This window comes from Amycolatopsis granulosa (genome assembly GCF_011758745.1).
In the GTDB taxonomy this organism is placed as follows: domain Bacteria; phylum Actinomycetota; class Actinomycetes; order Mycobacteriales; family Pseudonocardiaceae; genus Amycolatopsis_E; species Amycolatopsis_E granulosa.
In genome coordinates this window covers 3633864-3651725 of sequence record NZ_JAANOV010000001.1, presented here as the reverse complement: position 1 = coordinate 3651725, position 17862 = coordinate 3633864, and the positions used below count along the sequence as shown (strand labels likewise).

The window sequence follows — 17862 nt, the reverse complement described above, 5'->3', positions numbered from 1 at the left end:
GTGGCGCGTGCTCTCCTGCTTCGCTGCCGCGACGGGGCCTGATCCAGACCGGCCCCCCGTCGCGGGGCTTCGTCACGCCGCCGGTCGCCCGATCATCCGGCAGGAGAGTTCCCCAGCATGACCACCAGCTCCGACCCGAGCGTGAGCCGCATCCGCAAGCCGTCCCGCCCCGCCCCGGCCGACCAGCCCGCGTGGAACGCGCAGCGCGGCAGCTCGATGCCGATCCACCGGTACCAGCCCTGGTACAAACTGGTGGAGAACATCGAGCTGCCCGACCGGACCTGGCCGGACAAGCGCATCGAACGCGCGCCGCTGTGGTGCGCGGTCGACCTGCGTGACGGCAACCAGGCCCTGATCGACCCGATGTCGCCGGCGCGCAAGCGCAAGTTCTTCGACCTGCTCGTCCGCATGGGCTACAAGGAGATCGAGGTCGGCTTCCCGGCGGCCAGCCAGACCGACTTCGACTTCGTGCGGGAGATCATCGAGGACGGCGCGATCCCCGAGGACGTGCGCATCCAGGTGCTGACCCAATGCCGCCCGGAGCTGATCGAGCGCACGTTCGCCTCGCTGGAGGGCGCGCCACAGGCCATCGTGCACATCTACAACTCCACGTCGATCCTGCAGCGCCGCGTGGTGTTCCGCGAGGAGCGCGAGGGCATCAAGAAGATCGCCCTGCAGGCCGCCGACCTGGTGGTGGAGTACGCGCAGAAGTACTCCGACACCGACTTCCGGTTCCAGTACTCGCCGGAGTCCTACACCGGCACCGAGCTGTCCTACGCCGCCGAAGTGTGCAACGCGGTCACCGACATCTGGCAGCCCACGCCGGAGCGGCCGGTGATCCTGAACCTGCCCGCGACCGTGGAGATGGCCACCCCGAACGTCTACGCCGACTCGATCGAGTGGATGGGCCGCAACCTGGACCGCCGCGACGCGGTGATCCTGTCGCTGCACCCGCACAACGACCGCGGCACCGGCATCGCGGCCGCCGAGCTGGGCTACCAGGCCGGCGCGGACCGCATCGAGGGCTGCCTGTTCGGCAACGGTGAGCGCACCGGCAACGTGGACCTGGTCGCGCTCGGCATGAACATGTTCAGCCAGGGCGTCGACCCGCAGATCGACTTCTCCGACATCGACGAGATCAAGCGCACCGTCGAGTACTGCAACCAGCTGCCCGTGCACGAGCGCACGCCGTGGGGCGGCGACCTCGTGTTCACCGCGTTTTCCGGCAGCCACCAGGACGCGATCAACAAGGGCTTCGACGCGCTGCACCGCGCCGCGGAGAAGGCCGGGGTAGGAGTCGACGAGTTCCCGTGGGAGGTGCCCTACCTGCCCATCGACCCGAAGGACGTCGGCCGCAGCTACGAGGCCGTCATCCGGGTCAACTCGCAGTCCGGCAAGGGCGGCGTCGCCTACATCATGAAGACCGAGCACCAGCTCGACCTGCCGCGGCGGCTGCAGATCGAGTTCTCCCAGGTCATCCAGCGCTACACCGACAGCGAAGGCGGCGAGGTCGACCCGCGGACCATGTGGGACGCGTTCGCCCGCGAGTACCTGGAGACCGAGACGCCGCTGCAGCTGATCAACCAGCACGTCACGGCCAACGGCGACTACCAGCTGCGTGCCACCGTCCGCGTGGACGGCGAGGAGCAGGAGATCACCGGTTCCGGCAACGGCCCGATCGCGGCGTTCTTCGACGCGCTGTCCACCGTGGGCTACGACCTGCGGCTGCTGGACTACAGCGAGCACACGCTGACGCCGGGCGACGACGCGAAGGCGGCCTCGTACATCGAATGCGCCGTCGGCGACAAGGTGTTCTGGGGTATCGGGATCGACCCGTCCATCGTGACGGCGTCCCTGCGTGCCGTGGTGTCCGCGGTCAACCGCGCCCACCGCTGACGCGAAACGGCCGGCCGCCGATCCGGCGGCCGGCCGTCTCCTTCCCTCAGTTCGCGACCGCGGCCAGCATGCCGGGCTCGTACGAGCCGCCCTGGTTGCGCACGATCACGTTCATCCGGTTGGCCGCGTTGATGAGGCCGACCAGGGAGACGAGCGCGGTGATCTGCTCGTCGTCGTAGTGCTTGCGCACCTGCGCCCAGGTTTCGTCGGACACGCCCTGGTGGTGGTCGGCCAGCCGCGTGCCCTCCTCGACGAGTGCCAGCGCGGCCCGCTCCGCCTCGGTGAACACCGTGGCCTCGCGCCACACCGCGACCAGGTTCAGCCGGACCGCGCTCTCCCCGGCGGCCGCCGCCTCCTTGGTGTGCATGTCGACGCAGGGGGCGCAGCCGTTGATCTGGCTGGCGCGCAACGAGACCAGCTCCTGGGTGGAGACCGGCAGCGTCGACTGCTGGAGCACCGTGTGCAGGTTCGCGAACCGCTTCATGAGCTTGGCGCCGGTCTGGGTCGCCGTCATGTCGATGCGGGGTGTCATGGCGTCCGTCCTCCTTGTGGGTGGTTGATCCGTTCACCCATGAGGCACCGGCCGGCGGCCGGATGTGACAGTGACGCACGCCACAGTGGATGCGGACACTCCGGCCAGGTTCCGTGCCCGCACGGCGGTCACGGCTTGCCGGTCACCGCCGCGGCTTCGGCGTGCAGCAGCTCCAGCACGGTGGCCACCGGAGGGCGGGTGCCGGTCCCGGTGCGCAACACGGCTTCGATGAGGCGCGCCGCGCGGATACCGGCCAGCGGGCGGCGCACGATCCGCCTCGACCAGGTACCGGCGAGCGTGTACCGCGGCAGCAGCGCGATGCCGTGCCCGGCGGCGACCAGCGCCTCGATGATCCGGAAGTCGTTGATGCGCTGCGTGACCCGCGGCCGCACCCCGGTCCGGACCGCGAGCGAGCGCAGCACGTCGTCGACCGGGAAGCCGACGTCCACCGAGATCCACTGTTCCCCGGCCAGCTCGGTGAGGTCCACCCGCCTCCGGCGGGCCAGCCGGTGTCCGCCCGGGAGCGCGACGTCCAGCGGTTCCCGCAGCAACGGCACCACGTCCAGCCGTGCGGACGGGAACGGTTCGGCGTGCTCGTCCCGGTGGGTGACCACGATGTCGAAGTCCGCCACCAGCTCCGGCACCTCGCGCGGGGTCATGTCGAGGTAACGCACCTCGACGTCCAGCCCTTCGACCTCGCCCAACCGGTGCAGCAGACCGGGCAGCAGCATCAACGCCGCGGACGGGAAGATCGCCACCCGCACCCGCCCGTGCGGCAGGCTGCGGAAGACGTCCAGCGCGGCCTCGGCCCGGTCCAGCGCGGCGATCACCTCGTCCGCGTGCACCACCAGCGTCCGGCCCGCGTCGGTCAACCGCAGGCCGCGCCCGGCCGGTTCGGTCAGCACCAGCCCGACCTCCGCCTGCAACGCCCTGAGCTGCTGCGACACCGCCGAGGGCGTGCAGTGCAGCGCCTTCGCGGCGGCCGTCACGCTGCCCCGGTCGGCGAACTCGCGCAGCACCCGCAACCGGCCGACATCCATGAAGGAACGCTACACGGTGGCTGCAAACATTCTCGATTGTTCTTCACAGTTACCGCAGGCACGCTGGAGAGGTCCCACCCACCGCCCCACCCCTCAAGGAGGCGCTGCGCGCCCATGTCTCCACGCGACCGTCTCCTCGCCCTGTTCGTCGTCGTCCTGTGGGGTCTGAACTTCATCGCGATGCACCCCATGCTCGGCCACTTCCCGCCGCTGTTCGCCGGAGCGCTGCGCTTCGCGGTCATCGCGGTCCCCACGATCCTGTTCATCCCGCGGCCGAAGGTGCCGCTGCGCTGGCTGATCGGTTTCGGCCTGTGGTTCGGCACCGGCCAGTTCGCGTTCCTGTTCATCGCGCTGACCCACGGCATGCCGACCGGGCTGGCGTCGCTCGTGCTGCAGGCGTCGGCACCGTTCACCGTCCTGCTCGGCGGCCTCTTCCTGCGGGAACCGCTGTCCGCGCGGCAGCTGACCGGGATCCTCGCCGCGGTCGCCGGGATGGGCGTGATCGCCTGGCACCGCGCGGAGAACGCGGCGCTGCTGCCGGTCGTGCTCACCCTGCTCGGCGCGCTGAGCTGGGCGGCCGGCAACATCTGCTCCCGCCAGGCCCGGCCGGACAACCCGGTCCACCTCACGCTGTGGATGTCCGTGGTACCGCCGATCCCGATGCTCACGCTGTCCACGATCTTCGAGGGCCCGGCGGCGCAGTGGCACTCGCTGGCCACGCTCGGTACGGCCGGGGGCCTGGCCGGGCTGGCCGGGTTCGCCTACGTCGTGCTCATCGGCACGGTGCTCGGGTCGAGCATCTGGACCGTCCTCATGCGCCGCAACCCGGCGAACGTGGTGGCGCCGTTCTCCCTGCTCGTGCCGGTGATCGGCATGTCCGCCGCGTTCGTCGTGCTGGACGAGACCCCGGCGCCGGTCGAGGTGCTGGCCGGCGCGGTCGTGGTGGCGGGCGTGCTGGTCGGTTCGCTACCCAGGCGTCAGCGCTCGGCGGAGGCGCGCTCGGCCGAGTTCGTCTCCTCGTGACGCCGGCCCATCCGCTTCTTGACCACCAGGCTGATCACCACGCCGGCCACGATGGCGACACCCAGCGCGATGTAGGAGAACCGGGACAGCCACTTCTCCGCGACCACGCCGAGCGTGTACACCAGGGCCGTCGTGCCGCCGGCCCAGGCGATCCCGCCCAGCGCGTTCGCCAGGAGGAACCGCGGGTAGTGCATGTGCAGCGATCCGGCCAGCGGACCGCACAGAATGCGCAGAATCGCGACGAACCGCCCGAAGAAGACCGCCCACATGCCCCGTTTCCGGAACATCCGTTCAGCGGTGTGCACGTGGTCCGGGCCGAAGTGCTTCGGGAATTTCCGCCCGGCCCAGTCGAACAGCCGCTGCCCGCCCTTGCGCCCGATCACGTAACCGATGCTGTCCCCGATGATGGCGCCGCCGCTGCCGACGATGCCGACCAGCCAGGGGTTCAGCCCACTGTGCTGCGAAGCCAGGAGCGCCGCGCTGACCAGCACGATCTCCCCCGGCAGCGGGACCCCGAGGCTTTCGCACGCGATCACCAGGCCCACCGCCACGTAGACGAGGAGCGGCGGAATGGTTTCCAGCCACTGGTCGATGTGCACCGGTCGGGCTCCCTACTCGGACACTTGCGGAACTGCCGCCAGGGTACCCGTCTCAGGGCTCCAGCATTTCCGCGACCGACGCGGCCTGCGGAATCGCCGAATCGGGTGCGGACCGCGCGTTCACCAATTCCGGTCGCACCTCGTGCGGCGTGATGCGCCCGGCCTGGATGTCCTCCGCCCAGTGGCAGGCCACCCGGTGCCCGGCGCCGAGCTCGCGCAGCGCGGGCCGTTCGGTGTCGCACCGGGTCTCCTGCCGCCACGGGCAGCGGGTGTGGAACCGGCAACCCGACGGTGGGCTGGCCGGCGAGGGCAGATCGCCGGCGAGAAGGATCCGCTCCCGGCTGTCCTCGACCACCGGGTCGGGCACCGGGATCGCCGACAACAGCGCGCGCGTGTACGGGTGCAGCGGCTCGTCGTACAGCGTCCCCGCGTCGGTCTCCTCGACCAGCGAGCCCAGGTACATCACCCCGATGCGGTCGGAGATGTGCCGGACGACGGCGAGGTCGTGGGCGATCACCAGATAGGTCAGGCCGAGCGAGTCCTGCAGCTCCTCGAGCAGGTTGATCACCTGCGCCTGCACGGACACATCCAGCGCGGACACCGGCTCGTCGGCCACGATCAGATCCGGCTCGACCGCCAGCGCCCGCGCGATCCCGATGCGCTGCCGCTGCCCGCCGGAGAACTCGTGCGGGTACTTCCGCAGTGAGTTCTCGGCCAGCCCGACGGCGGTCAGCAGCTCCCGCAAGCGCTTGCGGGTGCTCTCCCGGCCCTTGTCCAGGCCGTGCGCCCGCATGCCCTCGACGAGGATCGATTCGACCGACTGCCGCGGGTCCAGGCTGGACAGCGGGTCCTGGAACACCATCTGCATCCGGCGCCGCATCTTCCGCAGCGCCTCGCCCTTGAGCGTGGACAGGTCGACGCCGTCGAACACCGCCCGCCCGCCGGTCGGCTCGACCAGCCGCAGCAGGCCGCGGCCGAGCGTGGTCTTGCCACAACCGGACTCGCCGACCAGGCCGTAGGTCTCGCCACGCTGGATCTCCAGGTCCACACCGTCGACGGCGTAGACGTGACCGACCGTGCGGTCCAGCACGACGCCGCGCTTGATCGGGAAGTGCACCCGCAGGTCTTCGGTGTGCACCAGTGGTTCGGACATCAGCGCACCCCCTCGCCCGCCCCGACCGGGCGGTTCACCGGATTGTGGCACCGCAGCATGCCGCCGGAGTCCGCGTCGAGCTCCGGCGTGACCTCGCGGCAGACGTCCAGCGCGTTCGGGCAGCGCGGCGCGAACGCACACCCCTGCGACCACGGGATGTTGTCGCTGACCGAGCCCTTGATCGGCACCAGCTTCTCCCCGCGCGGCGCGTCCAGCCGCGGGATCGACGAGAGCAGCCCGTGGGTGTACGGGTGCCGCGCGGCGGCGAACAGCGCGTGCCGCTCCGCGCGCTCGACGATCCGCCCGCCGTACATGACGTTCACCTCGTCGCACAGCCCAGCGACCACGCCGAGGTCGTGGGTGATCATGATCAGCGCCGTGCCGGTGTCACGCACCAGCTCGGACAGCAACGCCAGGATCTGCGCCTGGATCGTCACGTCCAGCGCGGTCGTCGGCTCGTCCGCGATCAGCAGCCGCGGGCGGCAGGCCAGCGCGATCGCGATGAGCGCGCGCTGCCGCATGCCGCCGGAGAGCTGGTGCGGGTACTCCGACAGGCGCCGGTCCGGGTCCGGGATGCCGACGCGGTCGAGCAGGTCCACGGCCTCCACCCGGGCCTGCTTGCGCTCCATCTTGCGGTGCCGTTCCAGCACCTCGGTGATCTGCAGACCGATCGGGATCACCGGGTTCAGTGACGACAGCGGGTCCTGGAACACCATGCCGAGGTCGCGGCCCCGCCGGTCGCGCAACTGCCGGTCGGACAGCCGCAGCAGATCGGTGTCTTCGAACAGCACCTCGCCGGTGACCCGCGCGCCGCGTTCGGGCAGCAAGCCCATGATCGCCAGCGCGGTGACCGACTTGCCGCTGCCCGACTCGCCGACCAGACCGACCGTGCGGCCCGGCTCGACCTCGAACCCGACCCCGTCCACCGCGGTGAACGGCCGGGTTCCCTTGCGGTGGAAGACCACCGACAGGTCGCGTACTCGCAGAAGACTCAACGCGCTACCGCCTGTTCTTCGGGTCGAGCGCCTCGCGCAGCGACTCACCGAGCAGCGTGAACCCCAGCGCCACCACGATGATCGCGATGGCCGGGTAGAACGCCAGGCTCGGCTTGACGTCCAGCAGGGACTGGGCCTGGGCCAGCATCAGGCCCCACTCCGCCCGGCTGGTGTTGTTGTCGCCGAGGCCGAGGAACGACAGGGCCGCCACATCGATGATCGACGTCGCCAGAGTCAGGGTGGCCTGCACGACCACCGGACCGAGTGAGTTCGGCAGCATGTGCCGGAACACGATCGTGCGGCGCCGGACACCCAGCGCGGTCGCCGCCAGCACGTGATCGCTCGACCGCTGCGAGAGCATCGCGCCGCGCAACAGCCGGGCGAACACCGGCACGCTCACCACCGCGACCGCGATGATGACCGTCCACTGTGTCCCTTGGGAGAACAGCGCCGCGATCGAGATCGCCAGCAGCAGCGAGGGAATCGCGAGCAGGATGTCGGTGAACCGCATCAGCAGCGTGTCCACCCAGCCACCCAGCGCGCCGGCCAGCCCGCCGATGACCATGCCGACCATCAAACCGATCAGCGTGGCGACGACACCGACGATCAGCGTCTGCTGCGCGCCCACCAGCAGCCGCGAGAAGAAGTCGTACCCGCGGTGGTCGCTGCCGAGCACGAACCCGTCCATCGGCCCGGGGATGAAGTCCGGCCGCAGGTTCGCGCGCAGCTCGTCGTAGGGGATGTAGGGGTTCTTCGGCGCCAGGAACGGCGCCAGGATCGCCAGCAGCACGAACAGGACCGTGATGACCGCGCCGATGATCGCGACCGGGTTGCGCGACATCCGCTTCACCGCGTCCGCCGCCAGGCTGGTGCCGCCGGCCTCCGCGAGATCGTCGATGCGTTCGGCTCTGCGCCGCAACAGGGAGGTCATCGCACCCGCACCCTCGGATCGATGATCGCATACGAGATGTCGACCAGGAGGTTGACCAGGACGTACACCGTGGCGGCCAGCAGCAGCAACGCCTGCAGGCGCGGGTAGTCCCGGCGTTCGATGCCCTCGGCCAGCAGCGCGCCGAGCCCGTTCCAGTTGAACACCTTCTCGGTCAGCACGGCGCCGGCCAGCAGCAGACCGGTCTGCAGGCCGATCGTGGTCGACACCGGCAGCAACGCGTTGCGCAGCACGTGCCGCTGCCGGATCGTCGCCGTGGTCAGGCCCTTGGACTCCGCGGTGCGCACGAAGTCCTCCTGCTGCACGTCCAGCACGGACGCCCGGGTGATCCGCACGATCACCGCGAACGGGATGCTGGCCAGCGCGACAGCGGGCAGGATCAGGTGCTTGATCGCGTCCCAGGTCGCGTCCAGCTCGCCGGTGAGCAGGCCGTCCAGGGTGAACAACCCGGTGACGTGCGTGGCGTCGATGGTCACGTCCTGACGGCCCGACGGCGGCAGGACACCCAGCTTCTGCGCGAACACGTACTTGAGCAGCACACCGAAGAAGAACACCGGCACCGCGACCCCGACCAGCGTGGTGAGCACGGTGGCGTGATCCAGGAACCGGCCGCGGTAGCGGGCGGCGAGGTATCCCATCGGGATGCCGAACCCGACCGCGAGGACGAGTGCCGCCAGCGCCAGTTCGACCGTGGCGGGGAACGCCCGCCCGATCTCGGCGAGCACGCTGTCACCGCTGACCAGGGAGGCGCCGAAGTCACCGGTGAGGATCCGGCCGAGGAACTTGACGTACTGGACGGGGATCGGCTGGTCCAGTCCGAGCACGTTGTTCATCGCCGCGACCTTCTCCGGCGTCGCCTTGTCGCCGAGCAACGCGGTGGCGGGGCCACCGGGCAGCAGGCGGAGCCAGGCGAAGACCAGGACAGAGAGCACGAGGAGCGTCGGGATCGCTTGCAGCAACCGACGGATCACGAATCGGAGCATGTGATCGCCTCAGTCCGCGCGGCGGCGGGCAAGCCTGCGCCTCCCCGCCGCCGGGAGCGGAACTCAGCCCTTGGTGACCGTGTAGAAGCGCTCGTCGGTCAGCGGGGTCGGGACCAGGCCCTTGATGTTCCCGCGGACCACGATGGCAGGCGGCGACGACGACAGCGGGACCGCCGGGACGTACTGGGAGATCAGCACGCTGGCGTTCTCGTAGGCGGCCTTCTTCGCGTCCGGCGTGGTCTGCGCGTCCGCAGTGGACAGTGCACTGAAGATCTGCGGGTTGTCGAAGCCGAACTCCGGCTTCGGCCGCCCGAAGAAGGTACCGATGAAGTTGCCCGCGTCGGCGTAGTCACCGGTCCAGCCGAGCAGGTGCAGGTCCTGCTTGCCGGCCTTCTGCACGGAGTCCTTGTACCCGCCGTTCCACGGCTCCTGGACCACGTTGACCTTGATGCCGACCGCCTTCAGGTCGTCGGTGATCGCGGCGGCGATGTCCACCGGGTTGGGCATGTAGGGCCGCGTGACCTCCGTGGGCACGTAGAAGTTCAGCGCCAGGTCCGAGGCGCCTGCCTGGGCCAGCAGCTGCCGGGCCGCGTCCGGGTTGTAGCTGTCCTTCTCGACCGCGTCGGTGTGGCCGGGCACGTTGTCCGGCAGGAACTGGTCCTGCGGGTAGGCGCCCTGCGGCAGCCGGTTCTTGACCAGCTGGTCCTTGTTGATGGCGAACTCGATCGCCTTGCGGACCCGCACGTCCTTGAGCTTCGGGTTGTTCTTCTGGTTGATGCCCAGGTAGAGGATGTTGAACGCGGGCCGGATCAGCACCTGGTCGCCGGCCTGCTTGAGCGAGTTGTAGTCCGCCGGGCTCGGGTAGTCGTAGCCGTCGATGGTGCCGGCCGCGAGCTCCTGCTTGCGGGCGTTCTCGTCCGGGATGATCTTGAAGATGAGCTTGGCGGTCTTGGCCTTCTCACCCCAGTAGTCCTCGTTGCGGACCAGCGTGATCGTGTTGTTGGCCTTGTCGAAGCTGTCGAACTTGTACGGGCCGGTGCCGGTCGGGTGGTCGGTGGCGTAGGGCGAGTAGGTGAACGCCTCACCGCTCTGCGTCACGTTGTCGGCGTTGTACTTCTTCAGCGCGTCCGGGCTGGACATCGACAACGAGGTCAGGCCGAACGCGTCCGGGAAGGCGCCCTTGGGCTTGTTGAGGTTGAGGACGGCGGTGTGGTCGTCCTTGGCCTCGCAGCTCTTGTAGACGGGCTGGCCACTGGTGTCGGCCTCGTTCTTGGCGAAGCCCTCGAAGACGTCGCCGTAGTAGATCATCTGGCTCTGGGCGGCGGCGCCCTTCATGTTGTACCAGCGGTCGAAGTTGAAGCAGACCGCCGCGGCGTTGAAGGGGGTGCCGTCGTGGAACTTGACGCCCTGGCGCAGCGTGAAGGTCCAGGTCTTGTTGCCGTCGCTCGGTGTCCAGGCGGTGGCCAGCGCACCCTGCAGCTCGGTGGTGCCCGGCTTGTAGGTGACCAGGGTGTCGTACATCTGGCGGGTGGGGCGGAAACTCTCGCCGTCGTCGTTGAAGATCGGATCGAAGTTCTTCGGCGCACCGGCCGCGCCGAAGATGAAGGTGTCGCTCGCGCCGTTGTTACCCGAGCCGCGCTCGGAGGCGCAAGCGGCCGTCGTGACCGCGAGGGCGCCGGCAAGCCCGATCAGGGCGATGCGGCGCAACCCACCTGCCCGCGTTGGGAGCATGCTCGCACTCCTTGTGGAAGTTCCGATGTGTGATCGACGACACTAACGGGATGTGGCGAGTTCGGTAAGCGGGTGAGGTTACGATCGCGCTACGTAAAAACGAACAAACAGTGCAGAACATGCAAAAAGTTACGAACGGTTTTCACCGTGCGTAAGACCGGACGAGGGCACTAGCCCGTCCGGATGCACGTGATCCCGGGTCCGGTCGACCGCGAACCAACCCTGCTCGAACTGCTGCCAAGCGGCGAGCGGACCGCGAACGCCCTCGCCGTCCCGCCGGACCGCGCGGGCGAGCCGGGTCTCCGGGTCCGGCCCCTCGACCCAGCACAGGGCGGACAGCGCGGGGCGGATCGACGCCCGGCCGGCGGACACGCCCTCCAGCACGAGCACGTCGACCGGGTGGACCGTGCGGATCGGCCCGGGTCGTGGCGCGCCAGTGGTCCAGTCCACCGGGCGGTAGACCGCGGGGCGGCCGGCGGCCAGCGGCCGGAGCACCTCGGTGACCAGCCGCGGCCACCACGCCACCGGGTCGTCCCAGGTCGCGTAGTGGTCGGTGGCGACCAGACCGGTCGTCGCACCGCGGGCGCGGAAGGTGTCGACGAGCCGCGCGGCGAAGGTCGTCTTGCCGGCGCCGGACGGGCCGTCCACGGCGACCAGCCGGACCCGCCCCCACCGGGGCGGGCCGGCCAGCACGTCGTCGACCAGCGTCACAAGGCGCGGCGGCCGGACAGGGCGCGGCCGAGGGTCAGCTCGTCGGCGAACTCCAGGTCACCGCCCATCGGCAGACCCGACGCGAGCCGCGTCACGGCCAGGCCGGGGAAGTCCCGCAGCATCCGCACCAGGTAGGTCGCGGTGGCCTCGCCCTCGGTGTTCGGGTCGGTCGCGATGATCACCTCGGTGACCTGCTCGGCGCCGAGCCGGGCCAGCAGTTCGCGGATGCGCAGCTGGTCCGGGCCGATGCCGGACAGCGGGTCGAGCGCGCCACCCAGCACGTGGTAGCGGCCCTTGAACTCGCGGGTGCGCTCGACCGCGAGCACGTCCTTGGGCTCCTCGACGACGCAGATCAGCGCCGTGTCCCGCCGCGGATCCCGGCAGATGCGGCACTGCTGCTGCTCGGAGACGTTGCCGCAGATCTCGCAGAACTGCACGCCTTCGCGGACCTTGCCGAGCACATCCTGCAGCCGGGCGATGTCGGCCGGGTCGGCGGCCAGCAGGTGGAAGGCGATCCGCTGCGCGCTCTTCGGGCCGATGCCGGGCAGGTGCCCCAGCTCGTCGATCAGGTCCTGGACTACCCCTTCGTACAACGGGGCCCGCTACGTCAGGCCGGGCAGACCGAGTCCGCCGAGGTCGGGCATGCCGCCACCGCCGCCGAGAGCGCCGGCGACCGGGCCGAGCTTCTCCTCGGTGAGCTTCTGCGCGCTCGACATCGCGTCCCGCACCGCGGCGACGACCAGGTCGGCGAGCGTCTCGGTGTCGTCGGGGTCGACCACCTTCGGGTCGATCCGCAGGGACTTGAGCTCCATGCCGCCGGTGACGGTCGCGGTGACCAGACCGCCGCCGGACGTGCCGGTCACCTCGGTGCGGGCGAGCTCCTCCTGCGCTGCGACGAGCTGCTGCTGCATCTGCTGCGCCTGCTGGAGGATGGCCTGCATGTCGGGCATTCCACCGCCGGGTTGCACCATGATCCCCGTTTCGTCGCTCCTGTGCTGTGGGTTCCAGCGTAGCTCGGGCGACTGTGGCACCGTGTTCGCCGTGCGCAGTCGTGTCGGCCTGGTCCTGAGCTGGGTGTTGCTGGTCGCCGGGTGTTCACCGGCGGTGGCCCCGGTGGCTCCCTCCTCATCGGCTCCGGTGTCGTCCTCGCCCGTGCCGTCCTCGCCCGTGCCGTCCTCGCCGGTGCCGTCCTCTCCGGTGCCGCCGCGAAAGCCGGTGACGGTGGTGCTCGATCCCGGGCACAACGGCGGCAACGCGGGCCGGCCTGGCGTGATCAACGCGCCGGTGCCGGCCGGGCGCGGGCAGACGAAGCCGTGCAACACCACGGGCACCGCGACCGACCGCGGGTATCCGGAGCACGCGTTCACCTGGGACGTGGCGCAGCGCGCGGGCGCGTTGCTGTCGGCGCAGGGGGTGCGGGTGGTCTACACGCGCACCGACGATTCCGGCGTGGGGCCGTGTGTGAACGAACGCGCGGCGATCGGGAACCGCGCCGGGGCGGACGCGGTGGTGTCGATCCACGCGGACGGCTCCACCGCGGCCGGGGCGCGCGGCTTCCACGTGGCGTACTCGAGCCCGCCGTTGACCGCCGCGCAGGGCGAGCCGTCGCTGGAACTGGCCCGGGCGCTGCGGTCCGGGATGGCCGCGGGCGGGTTCCCGGTGTCGAACTACCTGGGTTCGGACGGGCTGGCGCCCCGGAACGACCTGGCCGGGCTGAACCTCTCCGACCGCCCGGCGGTGCTCGTGGAATGCGGGAACATGCGCAACGCCGTCGATGCCGCGTTGATGTCCACTGTGGACGGACGGCAGCGGTACGCCACGGCTGTCGCTTCCGCGGTGGTCTCGTACCTGACCCGGTACGCGGGTTTCTGACCGGACGGGCGCATCGTCCGACAATCCCGGGTCAGTCGATCGGCTGGGCGCCCAGGTGCTCGGCCAGCAGGCGGCGCGCCAGTTCCTCCGGGTCGGTCTGCGGGGCGAGCACCACGTCCGGCACGGGGCCCCCGCCGTCGGCCATCGCCGTTTCCTCGTCGTCCGGCTCGGGCGGGAGGGGGATGTCGTCCGCGGGCTCCGCCGGCGGGGTGGGGCGTGCCGCCGGCGCCGGCGCGGCCGCCGGGGTGGGGCGCTGGAACGTCCGCTGCTGCGGCGCCTCACGCTGTGGCGGGTTCGGGCGCGGCGACGGGCCGTCCCGGCGAGCCGAACCGCCGCCACCGCCACCGCCGTGCACGCAGCGCACCTGCCACGTCCCGCCGAGCACCTCGTGCAGGGCACCGGCGATGAAATCGGCGTTGCGCGGCTCCGACAACCGGCGCGCCAGGGGCTCCGCGCTGTGCGCCAGCGTGACCAGCGAGCCCTCCACGCTCTGCACCGTCGCGTTGATCATCATCGCCTCGGTGCTGCGGCTCGTCTTGCGGATCGCGGCCAGCAGATCCGGCCAGACCCGCCGGATCGCGGCCGCGTCGATCCCGCCAGGTGCGGCGGCTTCAGTGGCTTCAGTGGCTTCGGTGGCTCCAGTGGCTTCGGTGGCTCCAGCGGCTTCGCCGGGTGCGGCCGGTTCGGTGGGACGGCGCACCGGCGCCTCCGGCGCGGGACGCGATGCGGCTTCGGCCACCGGCCGCGGCCCACCGGCGGTAGCTCCCGCCGCGGCACCCTCCGGGGGCGCAGCGGACTCCGGGCGCGGTGCCGGGCCGGGGGCGGCGGCGGGTTCGGTCGCGCGGCGGACGGGAGCTTCCGGCGCGGGCCGCGACCTCGTCGATGCGGCCTCCGCCGCCGGGCGGGACGGCCCACCGGAAGCGGCGCTCTGCGGTCGTTCCGCCGCGTCCGGCGCCGATCCGGCCGCCGGGCGCTGCGAGGGCCGCTGGAAGCGTTCCGGTGCGGGCGCCTGGCCGTCGGACGGCGGCAGGCTTCCGCCGCCGCTGACCGTGACCCGGCGCTCCAGACGCTCCAGCCGTTGCAGCACGGCGGCCTCGCCCTCCGACGCGGACGGCAGCAGCATCCGTGCGCACAGCAGCTCCAGCAGCAGCCGCGGAGCCGTCGCGCCGCGCATCTCCAGCAACCCGTTGTGCACGATCTCCGCGTACCGGGTCAGGGTCGCCAGCCCCGCACGCTCGGCCTGCGCGGTCATCCGGTCCAGCTCGTCGGCGGGCGCGGACACCAGGTTGCGCGCCGCCGCGTCCGGCACCGACCGCAGCAGCACCAGGTCACGCAGCCGGTCGAGCAGGTCGCTGGCGAACCGGCGCGGCTCGTGCCCGGCCTCGACCAGCCGGTCGACCGTGCCGAACACCGCGGCCGAGTCGTCCGCGGCAAGGCCGTCGATCATGTCGTTGATCAGGGCCGAGTCGGTGACGCCGAGCAGCGAGATCGCCCGGTCGTACGTGACGCCGTCCGGGCCCGCGCCGGCCAGCAGCTGGTCCAGCACCGACTGCGTGTCGCGCGCCGAGCCGCCGCCGGCGCGGATCACCAGCGGGTACACCGCCGGGTCGACGTGGATGCCCTCGGCGGCGACGTTGCGTTCCAGCAGGTCGCGCATGGCGCTGGGCGGGATCAGCCGGAACGGGTAGTGGTGGGTGCGCGACCGGATGGTCGGCAGCACCTTGTCCGGCTCGGTGGTGGCGAAGATGAAGATCAGGTGTTCCGGCGGCTCTTCGACGATCTTGAGCAGGGCGTTGAAGCCCTGCGTGGTGACCATGTGCGCCTCGTCGATGATGAACACCCGGTACCGGGACTCGGCCGGTGCGTAGAAGGCGCGGTCGCGCAGTTCGCGGGCGTCGTCGACGCCACCGTGGCTGGCCGCGTCGAGCTCGGTGACGTCGATGCTGCCGGGGCCCTCGGGCGCCAGCGCGCGGCAGGAGTCGCACTTGCCGCACGGGTCGGGGGTGGGGCCTTCGACGCAGTTCAGGGAGCGGGCCATGATCCGCGCACTGGAGGTCTTGCCGCAGCCGCGCGGCCCGGAGAACAGGTACGCGTGGTTGATGCGGCCCGCCGTCAGGGCGGCACGCAGCGGTTCGGTGACGTGCTCCTGCCCGACGACCTCGGCGAAGGTCGCCGGACGGTACTTGCGGTAGAGAGCCAGGGCCACGAAGCGAGAGTACCGGCCCCCACCGACAGCCCAACGCACGCTGGTCCCCACCAAGCGCACCCCGCGCCCGCAAACGCTGGTCCCCACCGGTCGCGCCCAGCGCCCGCCAAGGCGAGGAGCTCGCACCGCGGGGGTCCGGGGGGTCGCCCCCCGGGAAGACACCGCGGACGAAGTCCCCTTCGTGCAAGGGCAGAGCCCTTGACGAAGGGGACCCCCGCACCCGTCAGAGCCTGCTTATCCTTGCTGCCTTCCGGCCCTGGGGAGGTTCACAGGATGGACGCCGCGGGGGTCCGGCTTCAGTGTACCTACCCGGTGGTCACGCCCGGCGTCAGGTCGTAGACCGTGCTGCCGCCCACCGTCTGAGCAGTGAAGTTCTGCTCGACCCACTGGGCGATCCGGCCGCCGTCGCCGCGGCCGGCGCCGCCCATGCCGCCGCCGGTGACGTAGTAGGTGATCTCGCCGTTGGCGACGTATTGCTGGAACTGTTCGAGTGTGGGTGCCGGGTCACCACCGTTGAACCCGCCGATCGCCATGACCGCGGTGTCGGAGCCGAGTGCGAGCCCGGCCGCGGACTGGGAGCCGGTGGTCGCGGCGGACCACTTGGTGGTGGTCCGCTTCAGCAGGGTGACCAGTGCGCCGGACGCGGTGCCCGCGGCGCGTCCGAAGCCCATCGCGTCGGCCGACGGCCCCGAGGCCGGGATCGACCCGGTGTGGCCGCGGCCCGCGGTCACCACCGCGTACGCGGCCGGCGCGAGCAGCCCGGTGCACACCCCGACCACCGCGAGCACGGTCCCCGCCCGGCGGATGCGGTCGAGCCCGAACAGCAGCCCGGCGACCACGGCCGCGGTCAGCGGCAACAGCACCCACCGCAGCCACGGCTGCCAGTCCGGGGTTCGGTCGAGCAGGAGGAAACCCCACACGCCGGTCGCGGCGGGCATCAGGGCCAGCACGATCCGGGTGGTGAAGTTGTGCCGGCCGCGCCACAGCTCGACCGCCCCGATGCCGACGAGCGCGGCGATGCCCGGCGCCAGCGCGAGGGTGTAGTACGGGTGGATCGTGCCGCTCATGAAGCTGAACACCAGCGCGGTGACGACGGTCCAGCCGCCCCACAGCAGCAGCGCCGCGCGCGTGCGGTCGGTGCGCGGCGCGAACCGGGTGAACCACAGTCCGGCGACCAGTGCGATGAGCGCGGCCGGCAGCAGCCAGGAGATCTCCACGCCGAACGCGGAGCCGAACATGCGGGTGAGGCCGGTTTCGCCGCCGAACATCGTGCCACCGCCGGCGCCGCCCCCGCCGCCCCCGCCGCCGTTGCGGCCGAAGATCCGGCTCACGCCGTTGTAGCCGAAGGCCAGCTCCAGCGGCGTGTTGTCGGTGGACCCGCCGATGTAGGGCCGGGACGCGGCCGGCCACAGCGCGACCGCGACCAGCCACCAGCCCGCGGCGATCACGAGTGCGGCACCGGCGCCGAGCAGCTGGAGCAGGCGCCGGCCCAGCCCGGCCGGCGCGGCCACCAGGTAAACCAGCGCGAACGCGGGCAGCACCAGGAACGCCTGCAGCATCTTGGTGAGGAACCCGAATCCCAGCGCGGCACCAGCGAGCAGCAGCCAGCAGGTGCTCGCCCGCTCCAGGGCGCGCACCGTGCAGTAGGCGCCCGCGACCATGAGCAGCACCAGCAGCGCGTCGGGGTTGTTGAACTTGAACATCAGCGCCGCGACCGGGGTCAGCGCGAGCGCCGCGCCGGCGAGGAGCCCGGCCCGCGGGCCGGAGGTGCGCCGCACGGCCGCGTACAGCAGTGCCACCGAACCCACGCCGCACAGGGCATTGGGCAGCAGCATGCTGAAGCTGGAGAAGCCGAGCAGCCGCCCGGACAACGCCATCAGCCACAGCGAGGCCGGCGGTTTGTCGACGGTGACCACGTTGCCCGGGTCCAGCGATCCGAAGAACAGGGCCTCCCAGTTCTTCGTCCCCGCCTGCACGGCCATCGCGTAGAAGTCGTTGGCGTACCCGGACGCGCTCAGGTTCCAGAGGTACAGCGCGGCGGTCGCGACCAGCAGGACGGCGACCGCGGGGCGCACCCACGGCGGCCGTCCGGCGGCCCGCGTGCGCGCCGTGGCGGGAGCCGGCCCGGGACGGGCCGGGTCGGAGGAAACAGCCGCAGTCGACATGTCGAGT

General features: G+C 71.2%; 16 protein-coding genes and 1 other RNA gene. 3 read left to right on the top strand and 14 right to left on the bottom strand.

Annotated elements, in window-relative coordinates; translation table 11 throughout:
* The first annotated feature begins 117 nt into the window (after positions 1 to 117).
* Complete coding sequence (leuA, locus tag FHX45_RS17900; RefSeq protein WP_167103077.1) at positions 118 to 1896, top strand: 2-isopropylmalate synthase; 1779 nt, start codon at positions 118 to 120, stop codon at positions 1894 to 1896.
* A 46-nt stretch (positions 1897 to 1942) separates the two neighbouring features.
* On the opposite strand, the gene FHX45_RS17895 is transcribed toward leuA, so the two are convergent.
* Both FHX45_RS17895 and FHX45_RS17890 read right to left on the bottom strand, forming a co-directional pair.
* Positions 1943 to 2428: a carboxymuconolactone decarboxylase family protein gene (locus FHX45_RS17895; protein ID WP_167103074.1), complete on the bottom strand. Its 486-nt coding sequence runs from the start codon at positions 2426 to 2428 to the stop codon at positions 1943 to 1945.
* Positions 2429 to 2556: 128 nt separating this feature from the next.
* A complete protein-coding gene (locus tag FHX45_RS17890; protein WP_167103070.1) occupies positions 2557 to 3468 on the bottom strand; it encodes a LysR family transcriptional regulator in 912 nt (303 codons plus the stop codon).
* Between the two features lie 114 nt (positions 3469 to 3582).
* On the opposite strand from FHX45_RS17890, the gene FHX45_RS17885 reads away from it, so the two are divergent.
* Complete coding sequence (locus FHX45_RS17885; protein ID WP_167103066.1) at positions 3583 to 4491, top strand: EamA family transporter; 909 nt, start codon at positions 3583 to 3585, stop codon at positions 4489 to 4491.
* Here the strand turns inward: FHX45_RS17885 and FHX45_RS17880 are convergent.
* The 9 genes from FHX45_RS17880 to FHX45_RS17840 form a co-directional block, all read right to left on the bottom strand.
* Entirely contained in the window at positions 4446 to 5090 is a 645-nt protein-coding gene (locus FHX45_RS17880; RefSeq protein ID WP_167103062.1) for a VTT domain-containing protein, read from the bottom strand. The two genes, FHX45_RS17885 and FHX45_RS17880, sit on opposite strands and share 46 nt — an antisense overlap.
* A gap of 52 nt (positions 5091 to 5142) precedes the next feature.
* Positions 5143 to 6243 carry an ABC transporter ATP-binding protein gene (locus tag FHX45_RS17875; RefSeq protein WP_167103059.1) on the bottom strand — a complete coding sequence of 367 codons (1101 nt, stop codon included), beginning with the start codon at positions 6241 to 6243 and terminating at the stop codon, positions 5143 to 5145.
* The gene (locus FHX45_RS17870) at positions 6243 to 7238 is read right to left on the bottom strand and encodes an ABC transporter ATP-binding protein (RefSeq protein WP_167103056.1); all 996 of its coding nucleotides are present in this window, start codon (positions 7236 to 7238) and stop codon (positions 6243 to 6245) included. Before FHX45_RS17870 ends, FHX45_RS17875 begins: the two co-directional genes overlap by 1 nt.
* 4 nt (positions 7239 to 7242) lie before the next feature.
* Positions 7243 to 8169, bottom strand: a complete 927-nt coding sequence (locus FHX45_RS17865) for an ABC transporter permease (protein ID WP_167103053.1) — start codon at positions 8167 to 8169, stop codon at positions 7243 to 7245.
* A complete protein-coding gene (locus tag FHX45_RS17860) occupies positions 8166 to 9170 on the bottom strand; it encodes an ABC transporter permease (protein ID WP_167103050.1) in 1005 nt (334 codons plus the stop codon). The genes FHX45_RS17865 and FHX45_RS17860 overlap by 4 nt, the downstream gene beginning before the upstream one ends.
* A 63-nt stretch (positions 9171 to 9233) precedes the next feature.
* Positions 9234 to 10901 carry an ABC transporter substrate-binding protein gene (locus tag FHX45_RS17855; RefSeq protein ID WP_208405984.1) on the bottom strand — a complete coding sequence of 556 codons (1668 nt, stop codon included), beginning with the start codon at positions 10899 to 10901 and terminating at the stop codon, positions 9234 to 9236.
* 129 nt (positions 10902 to 11030) lie between these two features.
* Positions 11031 to 11594 carry a uridine kinase family protein gene (locus FHX45_RS17850; protein WP_167109138.1) on the bottom strand — a complete coding sequence of 188 codons (564 nt, stop codon included), beginning with the start codon at positions 11592 to 11594 and terminating at the stop codon, positions 11031 to 11033.
* Positions 11595 to 11608: 14 nt separating this feature from the next.
* Entirely contained in the window at positions 11609 to 12205 is a 597-nt protein-coding gene (gene recR, locus FHX45_RS17845; protein ID WP_167103047.1) for a recombination mediator RecR, read from the bottom strand.
* A 9-nt stretch (positions 12206 to 12214) separates the two neighbouring features.
* Positions 12215 to 12583 carry a YbaB/EbfC family nucleoid-associated protein gene (locus FHX45_RS17840; protein WP_167103044.1) on the bottom strand — a complete coding sequence of 123 codons (369 nt, stop codon included), beginning with the start codon at positions 12581 to 12583 and terminating at the stop codon, positions 12215 to 12217.
* Positions 12584 to 12653: 70 nt separating this feature from the next.
* Between FHX45_RS17840 and FHX45_RS17835 the strand changes: the two genes are divergently transcribed.
* Complete coding sequence (locus tag FHX45_RS17835) at positions 12654 to 13484, top strand: N-acetylmuramoyl-L-alanine amidase (RefSeq protein WP_341771512.1); 831 nt, start codon at positions 12654 to 12656, stop codon at positions 13482 to 13484.
* A 31-nt stretch (positions 13485 to 13515) separates the two neighbouring features.
* Here FHX45_RS17835 and FHX45_RS17830 read toward each other — a convergent pair whose 3' ends face one another.
* From FHX45_RS17830 to FHX45_RS17820, 3 genes are all read right to left on the bottom strand, one after another.
* Positions 13516 to 15690: a DNA polymerase III subunit gamma and tau gene (locus FHX45_RS17830; protein WP_167103038.1), complete on the bottom strand. Its 2175-nt coding sequence runs from the start codon at positions 15688 to 15690 to the stop codon at positions 13516 to 13518.
* Positions 15691 to 15891: 201 nt separating this feature from the next.
* An RNA gene (gene ffs / locus FHX45_RS17825) (signal recognition particle sRNA small type) lies at positions 15892 to 15986 on the bottom strand.
* 9 nt (positions 15987 to 15995) lie between these two features.
* Complete coding sequence (locus FHX45_RS17820; protein ID WP_167103035.1) at positions 15996 to 17855, bottom strand: ArnT family glycosyltransferase; 1860 nt, start codon at positions 17853 to 17855, stop codon at positions 15996 to 15998.
* Between the last annotated feature and the right edge of the window lie 7 nt (positions 17856 to 17862).